The 12,981-nt window shown below is 67.4% G+C and carries 14 protein-coding genes; 12 read left to right on the plus strand and 2 right to left on the minus strand.

The genetic code is table 11. The features are described from left to right. The first annotated feature begins 32 nt into the window (after positions 1-32). The 7 genes from JRI60_RS35770 to JRI60_RS35800 all read left to right on the plus strand — a co-directional run bounded on the left by JRI60_RS35770 (position 33) and on the right by JRI60_RS35800 (position 7,395). Complete coding sequence (locus tag JRI60_RS35770; protein WP_239469900.1) at positions 33-1,253, plus strand: phospholipase D-like domain-containing protein; 1,221 nt, start codon at positions 33-35, stop codon at positions 1,251-1,253. Between the two features lie 318 nt (positions 1,254-1,571). Then, positions 1,572-2,189: a DUF1294 domain-containing protein gene (locus JRI60_RS35775; protein ID WP_204220407.1), complete on the plus strand. Its 618-nt coding sequence runs from the start codon at positions 1,572-1,574 to the stop codon at positions 2,187-2,189. Between the two features lie 95 nt (positions 2,190-2,284). After that, positions 2,285-3,028 (plus strand): SDR family NAD(P)-dependent oxidoreductase, encoded by a 744-nt coding sequence (locus tag JRI60_RS35780; RefSeq protein ID WP_204220408.1) that lies wholly within the window; start codon positions 2,285-2,287, stop codon positions 3,026-3,028. A gap of 68 nt (positions 3,029-3,096) precedes the next feature. After that, positions 3,097-5,583 (plus strand): leucine--tRNA ligase, encoded by a 2,487-nt coding sequence (gene leuS, locus JRI60_RS35785; protein ID WP_204220409.1) that lies wholly within the window; start codon positions 3,097-3,099, stop codon positions 5,581-5,583. A 171-nt stretch (positions 5,584-5,754) separates the two neighbouring features. Further along, positions 5,755-6,183, plus strand: coding sequence for a VOC family protein (locus tag JRI60_RS35790; protein WP_204220410.1), 429 nt, complete (start codon positions 5,755-5,757; stop codon positions 6,181-6,183). Positions 6,184-6,485: 302 nt separating this feature from the next. Then, a complete protein-coding gene (locus JRI60_RS35795; RefSeq protein ID WP_204220411.1) occupies positions 6,486-7,112 on the plus strand; it encodes an MmcQ/YjbR family DNA-binding protein in 627 nt (208 codons plus the stop codon). Positions 7,113-7,239: 127 nt separating this feature from the next. Further along, entirely contained in the window at positions 7,240-7,395 is a 156-nt protein-coding gene (locus tag JRI60_RS35800; protein WP_204220412.1) for a hypothetical protein, read from the plus strand. Positions 7,396-7,436: 41 nt separating this feature from the next. Here JRI60_RS35800 and JRI60_RS35805 read toward each other — a convergent pair whose 3' ends face one another. Continuing rightward, positions 7,437-7,841, minus strand: coding sequence for a hypothetical protein (locus JRI60_RS35805; protein WP_204220413.1), 405 nt, complete (start codon positions 7,839-7,841; stop codon positions 7,437-7,439). Between the two features lie 463 nt (positions 7,842-8,304). Continuing rightward, positions 8,305-9,243 carry a fascin domain-containing protein gene (locus JRI60_RS35810; RefSeq protein ID WP_239469901.1) on the minus strand — a complete coding sequence of 313 codons (939 nt, stop codon included), beginning with the start codon at positions 9,241-9,243 and terminating at the stop codon, positions 8,305-8,307. Positions 9,244-9,531: 288 nt separating this feature from the next. On the opposite strand from JRI60_RS35810, the gene JRI60_RS35815 reads away from it, so the two are divergent. The 5 genes from JRI60_RS35815 (at position 9,532) to JRI60_RS35840 (ending at position 12,962) form a co-directional block, all read left to right on the plus strand. Further along, positions 9,532-10,179 (plus strand): hypothetical protein, encoded by a 648-nt coding sequence (locus JRI60_RS35815; RefSeq protein ID WP_204220415.1) that lies wholly within the window; start codon positions 9,532-9,534, stop codon positions 10,177-10,179. A gap of 130 nt (positions 10,180-10,309) precedes the next feature. Further along, positions 10,310-11,917, plus strand: a complete 1,608-nt coding sequence (locus tag JRI60_RS53735) for a helix-turn-helix transcriptional regulator (RefSeq protein ID WP_239469902.1) — start codon at positions 10,310-10,312, stop codon at positions 11,915-11,917. 75 nt (positions 11,918-11,992) lie between these two features. Continuing rightward, positions 11,993-12,307, plus strand: coding sequence for an ArsR/SmtB family transcription factor (locus tag JRI60_RS35830; RefSeq protein ID WP_239469904.1), 315 nt, complete (start codon positions 11,993-11,995; stop codon positions 12,305-12,307). Then, complete coding sequence (locus JRI60_RS35835) at positions 12,304-12,747, plus strand: SRPBCC family protein (protein ID WP_204220418.1); 444 nt, start codon at positions 12,304-12,306, stop codon at positions 12,745-12,747. Before JRI60_RS35830 ends, JRI60_RS35835 begins: the two co-directional genes overlap by 4 nt. Beyond that, positions 12,744-12,962 (plus strand): hypothetical protein, encoded by a 219-nt coding sequence (locus JRI60_RS35840; protein WP_204220419.1) that lies wholly within the window; start codon positions 12,744-12,746, stop codon positions 12,960-12,962. Before JRI60_RS35835 ends, JRI60_RS35840 begins: the two co-directional genes overlap by 4 nt. Positions 12,963-12,981 lie beyond the last annotated feature (19 nt).

Here is a 12,981-nt window from a genome sequence, read left to right on the forward strand (position 1 = left end):
CATGGCTACCTCCTGACCTCGGGAGGCGGGACATGGGGCGGGGACGAAGGTGGGCGATGGTGGTAGCGGCAGCCACCGTGATGACGTCGGGGTGCGCCGTGTTCACCACGAAGGAGTCATCCAAACCCTTCCAGCTGCGCGCGGAGGTGGACTCGCGGGGGGCGGGGTTCGCCACGGCGCTCTACCAGACGGTGGGCGTGCGCATGGTGCCGGGCAATCGCCTGCGCTGGGCCAACAACGGCGCCGTCTTCGACGTGATGGTGGAGGAACTGTCGCGCGCGCGCTCCTCGATGAACATCGTCATCTTCATCTGGCGCCCGGGAGAGGCCTCCGAGCGGCTGCTCTCCGTCATCACCGAGCGGGCCCGGGCGGGAGTGGCCTGCCGGGTGCTCGTGGATCCGCTGGGCAGCGCCCCTTTCGAGAAGAAGGTGAAGCCGAGGCTGGAAGCGGCCGGGTGCAAGGCGCACCTGTTCCGCCCGCTGCCGGCGGACGAGAACCTCGCGCGCAACCACCGCAAGGTGATTGTCGTGGACGGCCGGGTGGGCATCACCGGTGGAGTGGCCATCCAGGACGAGTGGCTGGGGGAGGCGCGCAACGAGAAGGAGTGGCGCGACACGAACGCGCGGGTGGAGGGCCCGGTGGTGGCGCAGCTCCAGCAGGCCTTCGCGGAGAACTGGCAGGAGACGACGGGCGAGCTGCTGCCCGCGAGCGACTTCCCGGGGCTCGACAGGCCGGAGCCCGGACTGGACGAGGCGAGTGAGGGTTGGGCAGCCTTCATCGGCAGCACGGCGAACCCCGAGCTCACGCGGGCCGAGCGCCTCACGCAGTTGATGGTGCGCGCGGCGCGCAAGCGGCTGTGGATCGCCCAGGCGTACTTCACGCCGAACGAGGCTCTCATGGAGCTGCTGGTGGAGCGGGCCCGGGCGGGAGTGGACGTGCGGGTGCTCGCGCCCGGGGACAAGAACGACCACGCGGCCATCACCGTGGCCCAGCGCGCGACCTACGACAAGTTGAGGGCCGCGGGCGTGCGCATCTGGGAGTACCAGCCATCGATGATGCACGCGAAGACGATGCTGGTGGATGACCAGCTGGTGCTGGTGGGCTCCATCAACTACGACCCGCTGTCCTTCAACATGCTCGAGGAAGGCTCGCTGGTGCTCCAGGACAACGAGGCCGCACGGCGGATGGAGGCCTTCTTCCTGGAAGACCTGAAGCACGCGCGCGAGGTGAAGGCCGCACAGGCTTCGCGCTGAGGCCCGGCGCCGCCGGAGGCGCGACCTGCTCCTGCCAGGGCAGGTGGCTGACGTCGGTGACGAGCACCTGATACAGGCGCATGGTTCACAGAAGGGCTCATCGCCCGGCTCGAAGCGGGCTGTCTTGGGAAGTGGTTATCCTGGAGCCGACTCCCAGCGTCAACTCCCCTGACGTAGGGGGGCTTCGGGGCACCGTAACGGCTTGGGGCTCAACACCACGCGCGCTGGGGTGGCCCCTGCGCTGGGGCCAGCCCAGATGTGCTCGGCAACACGTCAGCCGCTAGAGTGCGTATCCCAACGCACTCCGCGTGAGGTCATATGAAAATCCCTGGCGTGATCAGCCGCTGGAACGACGACAAGGGCTTCGGCTTCATCCGGCCCAAGACAGGTGGGCAAGAGGTCTTCCTGCACATCTCCGTGTTTCGCGGCGACCGGCGTCCGCAGACCGGGGATCAGGTGAACTTCGTCGCCGGCAAGGACGCACAGGGCCGCCCGCGTGCCGAGCAGGCCTACCTGGCCGGGCTGGCCATCGATGAGCCGGACCTCGACCGCGAACCGCGGATGGAAGGCCGTTCATCGCATGAGCCGACGGTGAAGCTGGCGATCTTCCTGGCACTCTGCGCGCTGCCGGCCTTCGTCGGTATCCGGCAGTTCCTCGCGGGGCGCCCGGTCTGGCCGTTGTTGGCATACCCCGTGGTCAGCCTGCTGACCTTCGCTCTCTATTGGGACGACAAACGGAGCGCCACGCGCGGCGCCTGGCGCACGTCGGAGGCGATGCTGCACATGTTCGAGCTGCTGGGCGGCTGGCCGGGAGCACTGATCGCCCAACAGAAGTTCCGCCACAAGACCCGCAAAGTCTCGTTCCAGGTGGTGTTCTGGACCATCGTGCTGGTGCATCAGGCGCTCTGGGCCCTGGTCGCGCTCGCCATGCCCTGACGACCGGGTAGCAGGGAGGCGGCCCGCGGGGTGATGGAGGGAGTCACTCCCAGGGCACGCGGACCAGGTAGAAGCCATATCTCAGGGGAGTACACATGCACGGACTCGAAGGAAAGGTCGCCATCGTCACGGGAGGCTCGCGCGGGATTGGCGCGGGCATCGCACGGAAGCTGGCGGCCCAGGGGGCGAAGGTCGTCATCAACTACACGCGCAACGAGGAGAGCGCCCTCAAGGTGGCCGAGGAGATCCAGCGCGCCCGAGGCGAGGTGCTCGTCGAGCGCGCGGACGTGGCCGATGAGGCGCAGGTGAAGCACCTCTTCGAGCAGACGGATGCTCGCTTCGGGCGGCTGGACATCCTGGTCAACAACGCGGGCATCCTCGAGTTCCGTCCCATCGACGCCGTGGATCGCGCGCACTACCAGCGCATCATGGACGTCAATCTATGGGGCGTCGTGAGCGCCAGCCAGCAGGCGGCACGGCGCCTGGGTCAGGGTGGCCGGATCATCAACATCACCTCGGCCTCCAGCCGCTCGCCCTTTCCGGCGCTCAGCGTGTACGCGGCGAGCAAGGGCGCCGTGGAGGCGTTCACGCGCGGCCTCGCGGCGGAGCTCGGGCCGAGGGGCATCACCGTCAATGCCATCTTCGCCGGCATGGTGGAGACGGACATGACGGCGAACAGCTCGCCCGAGGGCGTCCAGGCGTTCGTCCGGGCTACCCCACTGCGGCGCACGGGCCAGCCCGAGGATGTCGCGGACGTCGTCGCGTTCCTCGCCTCGGAGAGCAGCCGCTGGGTCACCGGCCAGTCGATTGGCGCCACCGGCGGCATCGTCATGACGTGAGCCCGTGCTCATGCGCGCCCCCGAGTCCCCTGCTGCTCGCCCCGGGCGTCGTGCTACATACGGCCGCCATGTCCACCGAGCGTCCCAAGTACGATCCCTCGTCCATCGAGCCCAAGTGGCAGGCCCGCTGGGAGCAGGAGAAGACCTTCGAGGCGCGCCGTCATCCCGGCCGCCCCAAGGCATACATCCTCGACATGTTCCCCTACCCGTCCGGTTCGGGCCTCCACGTGGGCCACCCGGAGGGCTACACCGCCACGGACATCGTGGCGCGCTACCAGCGCATGCGCGGCGTGGATGTCCTCCACCCCATGGGCTGGGACTCGTTCGGCCTTCCCGCCGAGCAGCACGCCATCGAGACCGGCACCCACCCCGCGCAGACGACGGCGAAGAACATCGCCACCTTCAAGCGGCAGCTCAAGTCGCTCGGCTTCTCGTATGACTGGTCGCGCGAGCTGGCCACCACGGACGAGGCCTACGTCCGGTGGACGCAGTGGATCTTCCTCAAGCTCTTCGAGCGCGGGCTCGCCTACCAGGCCGAGCTGCCAGTGAACTGGTGTCCCGCGCTGGGCACCGTGCTCGCCAACGAGGAGGTCATCGACGGCAAGAGCGAGCGCGGAGGCCACCCGGTGGTGCGCCTGCCGCTGCGCCAGTGGACGCTGCGCATCACCGCCTACGCGGACCGGCTGGCGCAGGAGCTCCAGGGGCTCGACTGGCCGGAGACGAAGGAGAAGCAGGTCCACTGGATCGGCCGCAGCGAGGGCGCCGAGGTGGACTTCGCCCTGGAGGGCCGGAGCGAGAAGCTCCGCATCTTCACCACGCGCCCGGACACCCTCTTCGGGGCCACGTACATGGTCATCGCCCCCGAGCACCCGCTGCTCGAGTCGCTCGTCACCCCGGAGCACCGGCGGAAGGTGCTCGCCTACCGGGACTCCGTCGTCAGCAAGAGCGACATGGACCGCACGGCGCTCACCAAGACGAAGACGGGCGAGTTCACCGGCGCCTACGCGCTGCATCCGATTACCGGGACGCGGCTGCCCATCTGGGTGGCGGACTTCGTGCTGGGCTCCTACGGCACGGGCGCCATCATGAGCGTGCCCGCGCACGACGAGCGCGACTTCGAGTTCGCCCGGGCCTTCGGGCTGCCGGTGGTGGAGGTCGTCTCGCCGGACGGCCAGCTCCACGACACCGCCTCCTGGACCGAGGCCTTCACCGCGGAGGGTGTGGCCGTCCGCTCGGGGTTCCTCGACGGCCAGCGCACGCCCGAGGCCAAGGCGGCGATGATCTCCCACCTGGAAGGCAAGGGCCTGGGCACGCGCCGGGTGCAGTACCGCCTGCGCGACTGGGTCTTCTCCCGCCAGCGCTACTGGGGCGAGCCCATTCCCGTCTACTTCCCCGTGGAGCTGCCTCCCGGCTCCACGGATCCGCGCAAGCACCCGCACACGGTGCGCCATGACCAGCCCATCGCCGTGGCGGAGAGCGAGCTGCCCGTGCGCCTGCCCGAGCTCGAGGACTTCAAGCCCTCGGACGACCCCGCCGGGCCGCTGTCGCGCGCGCTCGACTGGCGCTTCTTCCAGAAGGACGGCAAGTGGTTCGCCCGCGAGACGAACACCATGCCCCAGTGGGCCGGCTCGTGCTGGTACTACCTGCGCTTCCTCGACCCGCACAACACCCAGGCCGCCTTCTCCAAGGAGGCCTATGACGCGTGGATGCCGGTGGACCTGTACGTCGGCGGCTCCGAGCACGCCGTGCTCCACCTGCTCTACGCCCGCTTCTGGCACAAGGTGCTCTTCGACTGCGGCGTCGTCTCGCACCCCGAGCCCTTCGGCAAGCTCGTCCACCAGGGCATGATTCTCGGAGAGAACAACGAGAAGATGTCCAAGTCGCGCGGCAACGTCGTCAACCCGGACGAGGTCGTCCAGCGGCACGGTGCGGACTCGCTGCGCGTGTACGAGATGTTCATGGGCCCGCTCGAGGCCGTGAAGCCCTGGCAGACCCAGGGCGTCACCGGCGTGCGGCGCTTCCTCGAGCGCGCCTGGAACACGCTCGCCTTCGTGCGCGAGGAGCCCGGAGCCGCCGAGGCCACGCTCGACGAGGAGTCGCTCCGTCTGCTGCACAAGACGGTGAAGAAGGTGGGCGAGGACATCGACGCGCTGCGGCTCAACACCGCGGTGAGCGCGCTGATGATCCTCACCAACAAGCTCGCCGAGCTTCCCCGCGTGCCGCTCGACGTGGCGCGGACGTTCGCGCTCCTCCTGTCTCCCTTCGCGCCCCACCTGGCCGAGGAGCTGTGGGAGCGGCTGGGCGGCACGAAGACCCTCGCCTACGAGCCCTGGCCCTCCTACGACCCGGCCCTCACCGTGGACGATGTCGTCGAGATGGGCGTGCAGGTGAACGGGAAGCTGCGCAGCAAGGTGAAGCTGCGCCGCGATGCCACCGAGGCGGATGTGCGCGCCGCCATCGCGAATGATCCCAACGTCCTGGCCCACACCCAGGGCAAGACAGAGAAGAAGTTCGTCTACGTGCCGGGCCGCATCATCAACCTGGTGGTGGGCTGAACGGCCTCGGGGGGCTCGGGCTCAACCTGGGGCCCGGGTCCCCTCCCCCGTCCCTCTCCCGAAGGGAGAGGGGTACAAGAGCTCCTTCCTCGGCCCGGTCTCCGCCACGAAGGAGGCGAGGACGTCATCCTTCGGTGGCCCGTCCGGAGGCATTGAGACACACTGCCTCCCATGGAAACGAACCAACTGCACCGTGGGCGGCTCATCGACCATCTCCAGCTAGTCGTTCGCGACCTGCCGGCGAGCAAGCGCTTCTACAAGGCCGTGTTCGAGTCACTCGGCATCGGGCTGTCGGGAGAAGCGGACGACTACTTCTGGACTGACGAGCTCTTCGTCTCGAGCGCGACCTCCGCCGCGGCGCGGGGCGAGCTGACCGGGCGAGTGCACCTCGCGTTCCAGGCGAGGGACTCGGCAATGGTCGACCGCTTCCATGCCGTCGCGCTCGCGAATGGCGGCCGCGACAACGGCGCGCCGGGCCTCCGCACCTACCACCCGGGCTACTACGCCGCCTTCGTGCTCGACCCGGACGGCAACAACATCGAGGCCGTGTTCCACGGGCCCGCGAAGCGCAGCGCCGAGTCCATCGTGGTGACGTTCTAGAAGTATTTCGTCGCCCCCTCTGAAACTCGCCTGCCCAGCCATGCCGGGGCGCCTGTCACATTTCACGCGTGCCGGGTCCAACTCCCAGAACCATCACGCGAGGAATACATGGGCCCCAGCGAGAACATGCGCGTCGCCGTCCTGACCTGCTGCACGGATGACGTCTACTACCGCTACGGGAGCTCCGAGCAAACCATCGGTAAGGAGGCGCTCCGTCAATCGGCACTGTCGACCCACCTGGACATCTCGAAGGGGTTCGTTTCGAGGTCCATCAGACCTGGGAGCAGGAGGACACGATCGTCATGGAGTCGGAGGTCATCAACGAGCTGAAGGATGGCTCGGTCGTGGCGCTCCCCTGCTCCGTCATCTTCCGCTTCCGCGATGGCAAGGTCCGTGACTACCGCATCTTCATCGACCCCGCACCGCTCGCAGCCAGGGCGGCCGCCTGGCTCTGGGTCTTCAGCACCTTGCCCGCCCCAACGACGCTCTCGGGTTGGGAGGCGCGCGTCGGAGCGGGTAGGCTCGCCGCCGTGCTCTCACTCAACGAGGTTCGCAAGCTGGCGCTGTCGCTCCCCGAGGCCGAGGAACAGGAGCACTTCGGCAAGCCGTCGCTCCGCGTGCGGGGGAAGATCTTCGCGACACTCTGGGTGAAGGAGAAGCGCGCGGTGCTCAAGCTGTCCCTCGAGGAGCAGGATGCCTTCGTGCGGATGCAGCCCGACGTCTTCGCGGTGACGCCCTGGGGACACCAAGGGTGGACGAGCGTCGAGCTCGAGCGCGTGGACCGCGCACTCCTCGAGAAACTTCTCGTCGAGGCGTGGCGGCGCGTCGCGCCCAAGCGCGTGGTGGCCGCCTGGGACACCGCTCGGAAAGGCGACGCGGCGCGGCCTTCCGCGCCCTCACGTCCTCGCCGGCCCGTACGCGCGAAGTGAACGCCACCCGCAAGCTGTACGGTCGATTCCCATGCGGGGCTGGGCGGGCGGCCTCGAGTGGACCCGGACGGATCAGCGCGTGCGGCTGCTCTTCATCACCCTGCTCGACAGTCAGGTGTTGCTCGGGATGATCCTCTACTTATGGAAGACCGCTCCTGAGGACTCGAGGGTGGCACGGGCCCTCGGACGTTTGACGGACAAGGGCCAGGTGCCCGAGGCACTTCGGCTCGCGCACCTCATCGGCTCGGCGATGGTCCGGGGTGAGCGCTCCCGGCGCGCCTGAGCGCTCCCCGGCCCCACGTCATGGGCAGCGCGCGGATGGACTCACGAGGTCTGCACGTCGATGAACTGCGTACTGGCATTCGACCCGTTGTTGCGGATGTACAGCCGGGTGCCGGGCGCGCCACACGGCCACGATTGCTGCTGCGCCTGACCGGGATTGACGACGCCGTTGTAGGTGATGCTGCCGCACCACACCAGGAACGGGACGGCCACGGAGGAGGGGTTGTAGACGCGCCAGGTCGTGTTGCCGAACAGCCAGGTCGGGAAGTCCCGGGTCTCATTCGCGCCGATGCGAGCGATCTCCACCGCGCCCTCGACCTGACCGACGCCGGCCTCCGTTGGAGCACCCGTCTCATCGCCCTGGTGCTCCTGCGGCTCCATGCCGCCACAACCCACCATCAGCGCGCCCGCCAGAACAATCCCAAGACCCTTGATCTGCTTGGACATGAACTCCCCCTCAAGAAACGTGTTTTCCCCGACAAAGGGTGAAGCCATGTTACACAGGGAGTGCATTTGTGTAAACACGGCGAAACAAAAAAGTGCCTTTTCCGTGAAATTCGCCGCCGGACTGGCGGCGCACCTCGGGAGGCATCCGCTCGAGCCAGCCCACTTCCAGGACGCCCCACAACCCCAGGAGCACGGCCTCGGCGGCATGTGCTTGAGCTACGGCACGCCCACCGTCCACGCCTTGATGGGCACCCGCCCGTCTCGTTCGTCAGGATTTCGTAGTCGCGCTGGGTCTCGGGAGGCGAAGACGGGATCGCCTTGACAGCTTGGGAGCCCAACAACAGGTTGGCCACCGTGTCGACTCCCCAGACGCGCACGCCCGAGATCATCTCGGTGGACGCGGACGGCGTCTACTGGCGCAACGCCGGCCAAGTCTGGAAGGTCGCGAAGTAGGATAATCCGATCAGTTGCAGCCGCTACCCTGGGTCGGACCGAGGTCCGCCCATTGGATGCTGCCGTCGGGGACACCCCAGCGCGCGTTGGTATAGCTCTCGAGGTCGATCAGCGCGTCGGCGTTCCCCTTGTTCCGGGTGCAGCAACCATCGCAGTCCGAGTCGGCGCACGTGTCGAGCACGGTGACCACGATGGTCTTCGAGCCGGACTTCAAGCAAAGGTCATGGAGCTTGAGCGCGTTCATGTTGGGGAACACCGCGGCGATGTTGTGCGCCGCCACCCACGCCTCCGACTTCTTCCCTTCGCACGCCGCGAACTGCCCTGCCCACGTGCAGCCGTTGTACTTGGTGCACTCCTCGCTGCCCGGATCCGGGTACGACGTGTAGTTGGTCTTGTTGGCAGTCTTCCAGACGAGGCCGGGAGAGTCACAGCGCGTAGGAGGAGGCGGCGTGCCTCCGGACAAGCCAGAGATCGTCAACTGCTCCCACGAGCCGAACGCGGCGCCATACGCGAACACCGTGCTGCCGCCGCCGTTCTCCGCCGACACCCAATTGCCAGTCGTTACCGTCTGCAGGCCGACGATATCACCGTTGGCGATCGGGCCGCTCCCGCTCTGCTTGACGATGCGGAACGTCTCCCAGCCAAGGCGATTCCAGCTGGCGGCGTTCAGCGTCGAGCCGCCGCCGTTCGCGGCCTGAAAGTACTGCCCGGTGCCCGCGGTGATGAAGATCGAGTCTCCACTCTCGAGGGCCCCGCCGTTGATGTCATCGATCGTGAACTTCTCCCACGCTTGCGCGGTCGTCGCTGTCGCGATGACCGCGCCGCCGCCGTTGTTTTGAGCGCCCACGTATCGGTTGCCGAGCACCGTCTTGAAGCTCACGCCGGAGATGAGCAACGGACTCGAGGCGGCCTCTGTTACGTCGTCCTGCCCGTCAGGCGAACTGCTCACCGGAGTGCACGCGCCCGTGAGCAACAGAGCCGAGCACGTGGCGCGAAGAAACAGCTTTGAACTTTTGAAATGGAGCATGAATCCCGCCTTGGTTGACTGAAGTTTGCCCTCACGCCGACAGAGACTCTCGCGGCTGGATTCGGGTCATCGGAATCGACAGGGTGCTCCCACGAGGGTAGGGGCCCGGTGTAGCAGCGGCACATCCATGACTTCCGGCACATGTTCCAGGGTGCCGGGACACGTACGATGCACGACCTCACCGGGACTCATCTCTTGGAGGTCATATCCATGCGCATACTCGGAACCCTTGTCGTCGGGCTGTTCACATTGCTCGGTTCACCGGCTCTCGCCGATCTGCCCGTCATCAACGAAGCCCAGACCTCCCGGAACGGCTGCAACTACCGGGTCAAGGTGCTGGAGGACTCCGAGCCCCATCCGTCCCAGCCCATCCTCGTGCCTCTCTACAGGGTCGTCGTCGAGAGTGAGATCGTCTCGCCCGCCACGTGCCTGCTGACCCCCGGGAGCGTCGAGCTGGGGACCTCCTACCTCGTGCCGAAGATCGCGATCGCGGCCAATGACGAGGGACTCGCGGTGGCCTACTCCTGGGGCGCGTGGGTCCGGTTCTATGGGGACCTGACGCATGTGCGCGTGCATCGTCTGGATCCGAGCACCCTGGCCTCCACGAGGACGTCGTCCCTGGAGGGGGGCTTCGTTCCCCCTGGAGGAGGGGGCGGGGGTCCGGGCTCGGTCGATCTGGACTCGCTCACCCTCTACCCTGGATTCATCATGGTGATGGGTACCCTGAGCGGGAACTCGATCTCGGATCTGAGCGCGTCTCCCTACGAGAGCACGCAGGGGACGGGCTCCCACTTCGTTGCCATCTATCCTGACTTCTTCAACACCACGCAACGGCCCATCTTCGACATCTACTACTGACGGTACCGTGTTCGAGGTCTTTCCGTTCGGTCAGGCGCAGTGAATATCGGGGGGCGCCCGTGCGTGACTAGTGCCACCCAGCACCCGTTCGCGGGACGCCCCCGCCACATGAGGGTACTGGGCCTTCCGCATGCGGTCGCCCCCTACCCCCCATCCGCTCCTATGGGTCTCCGCGCTCTTCACCTGGCTCATGGTGGGAACGCAAGGTCTGGCGGAAATCGGCTTCACCCCCGAGCGTCTGTACAATGCCTCCGTGCTCGGGTGGCTCATCGCCTATCTGGTTTTTGGCGTGGCCTTCTGGCTGAACACGCGCGAGGTGGGGCGCCATGCCTTCTCGCGCCTGGGCGTGCAGACGATCGCGGCGCTGATCGTGATCGCCACCGGCGACTCCGGCTTCGAGGGCGCGCTGCTCGCCATCGTCTCCGGCCAGGCGCCCATGTACCTGCCCGTGCGGCCCGCCGTCCTGTGGTGCGCGGGGCTGGTGCTCACGAGCCTGGCCCTGTTTCTCGTCCTCCTGCCGCCCCTGCCCGCGCTGTCGACGGCGGCGGGCTATGCCGGCTTCCTGTCGTTCACCGCCACGGCGGCCCACCTCCAGCAGCGCGCGATGGACGGGCAGCGGGAGCTGGCCCGGCTGCACCTGCGGCTCGAGGCCGCCCAGGAACTGCTCGCCGAGCGCGAGCGGGGCGAGGTGGTGTCCTCCCTGCGCGAGGGACCGCTTCAGCTCGGGCCCGCCCTGCGGGCCCTGGTGCACGAGGTGCCAGGGCTCGAGGTGCACCTGCGCGTCCCGGAGGGACTCTCCATCACCGGGCCCGCCGCGGCCCACTGCCTGCTGCGCTGCGTCCAGGAGGTCATCACCAACACCCTGCGTCACGCGTCCGCGCATCATCTTTGGATCGACGTCGTCTCCACCCATGAGGGGGCCCTCCTGCTTCACGCGCGGGATGACGGCCTGGGCGCGCCCACGATCGAGCCCGGCGCGGGGCTCACCGGCATGCGCGAGCGCTTCACCCAGCTGGGCGGGAACCTGGAACTGCGTGTGGAAACCCGGGGGGGGAGTAGAGCTGGTGGCCTGGCTGCCAGCGAGAGGAGTATCGACATGATCCGTATCATCCTGGCGGATGACCATGCCATGGTGCGCGAGGGCCTTCGCGGTCTGCTGGCGCTCACCCCGGACCTGTGCGTCGTGGGAGAGGCGTCCGATGGATACGAGGCCCTACGGCTGGTGGCCACGTTGGACCCGGACCTGGTGTTGATGGACGTGCGGATGCCGCGGCTCGGCGGACTGGAGGCCCTGCGCATTCTGCGGCGCACGGATCCGGAGCGCCGCGTGGTGCTGCTCAGCACGTTCGACGAGGACGCGGTGCTCCAGGAGGCGCTGCGGCTTGGGATCCAGGGCTTCCTGCTCAAGGACGTGACGCGCGACGAGCTCGCCGAGGCGCTCCACCGGGTCGCGGCCGGCGAGACACTGCCTCCGCCCGGGCTCTCCGAGCAGGTGGTGAGCGGCTTCGCGGAGCTGGCGCGGGACTTTCCGCACGCGGAGCGCCACGAGGACCTCACGCGCCGGGAGCGGGAGGTGTTGCGGCTCATCGCCCGGGGCCTGAGCAACCGGGAGATCGCCGAGGCGCTGGGGACCGCCGAGGGCACGGTGAAGAACCACACGTCCAACATCCTCTCCAAGCTGGGGGTCCGGGACCGCACCCGCGCCATCCTCCGGGGTATGGAGCTGGGCTGCTTGTGAGACCTCAGGTGGCCCGATCCGCGTGTTGACAACCAATAAGCATCGACTTATACGTCGCGGATGCAGAGCGCGGCCGTGGTCGAAGACAAGATCTTCCAGGCACTGGCGGACTCCAGCCGCCGGGCGATCTTCGAGTCGCTCTCGCGTGGCGAAGCGGCGGTGAAGGACCTCACGGCGCGCTTCGACATCTCGCAGCCGGCGGTCTCGCAGCACCTCGCCATTTTGAAAGACGCCGGCCTGGTGAGCGGCCGGCGCGAGGGGCGCTGTGTCTACTACCGGGTGGAGCCACGCGGGATGAAGCCGCTCATCGACTGGATCGCGCACTACCGCGCCTTCTGGACGGAGCACATCGATCGCCTTGAACAACTGCTGGAGAAGATGGACCAATGATTCCCACCGGCAAGACCGCACAATCACAAACTGAATCCCTTTCGCTCGAATTCGATTTGCGTCATTCGCCGGAGAAGGTGTGGCGCGCGCTCACCGACCCCGTACTGCTCGTGGAGTGGCTCCTGCCCGTCGTCGATCTCAAGCTCGAGCCGGGGGCGGCGTTCACGTTCAAGGCGCAGCCGCAGCCCGGTTGGGACGGCGTCGTGAATTGCCGACTCCTCGAGCTCGAAGCGCAGAGGAAGCTCAGCTACACGTGGGTTGTCGGCAACATCGACACCGTCGTGACGTTCACGCTCACCCCCACGGCGTCGGGCACGCGCCTGTCCCTCGTGCAGTCGGGCTTCAAGCCGGACCAGAAGCAGAACTTCGCCGGCGCGCGTTACGGCTGGAAGATGATGAGCGAGAAGCTCGTCGACCTGCTCGAGAGGAGATCCCATTGAACTGGAACAAATGGGTTCAGCAGACCCACCGCTGGCTGTCCATTGCCTTTACAGTGGCCGTCATCGTCAACATCGTCGCCCTGGCACGGAAGGAGACTGCCGTCTGGGTGGGCTTCTTGGCGCTGCCCCCGCTCGCCTTGCTCATGTTCACCGGTCTGTACTTGTTCGTACTGCCGTATGCCACCAGGTGGCGCAGCCGGCGACGCACCGATTGACGGGCGGCTGCACGACGAA

Origin of the sequence: Archangium violaceum (assembly GCF_016887565.1) — a bacterium.
Lineage (GTDB): Bacteria > Myxococcota > Myxococcia > Myxococcales > Myxococcaceae > Archangium > Archangium violaceum_B.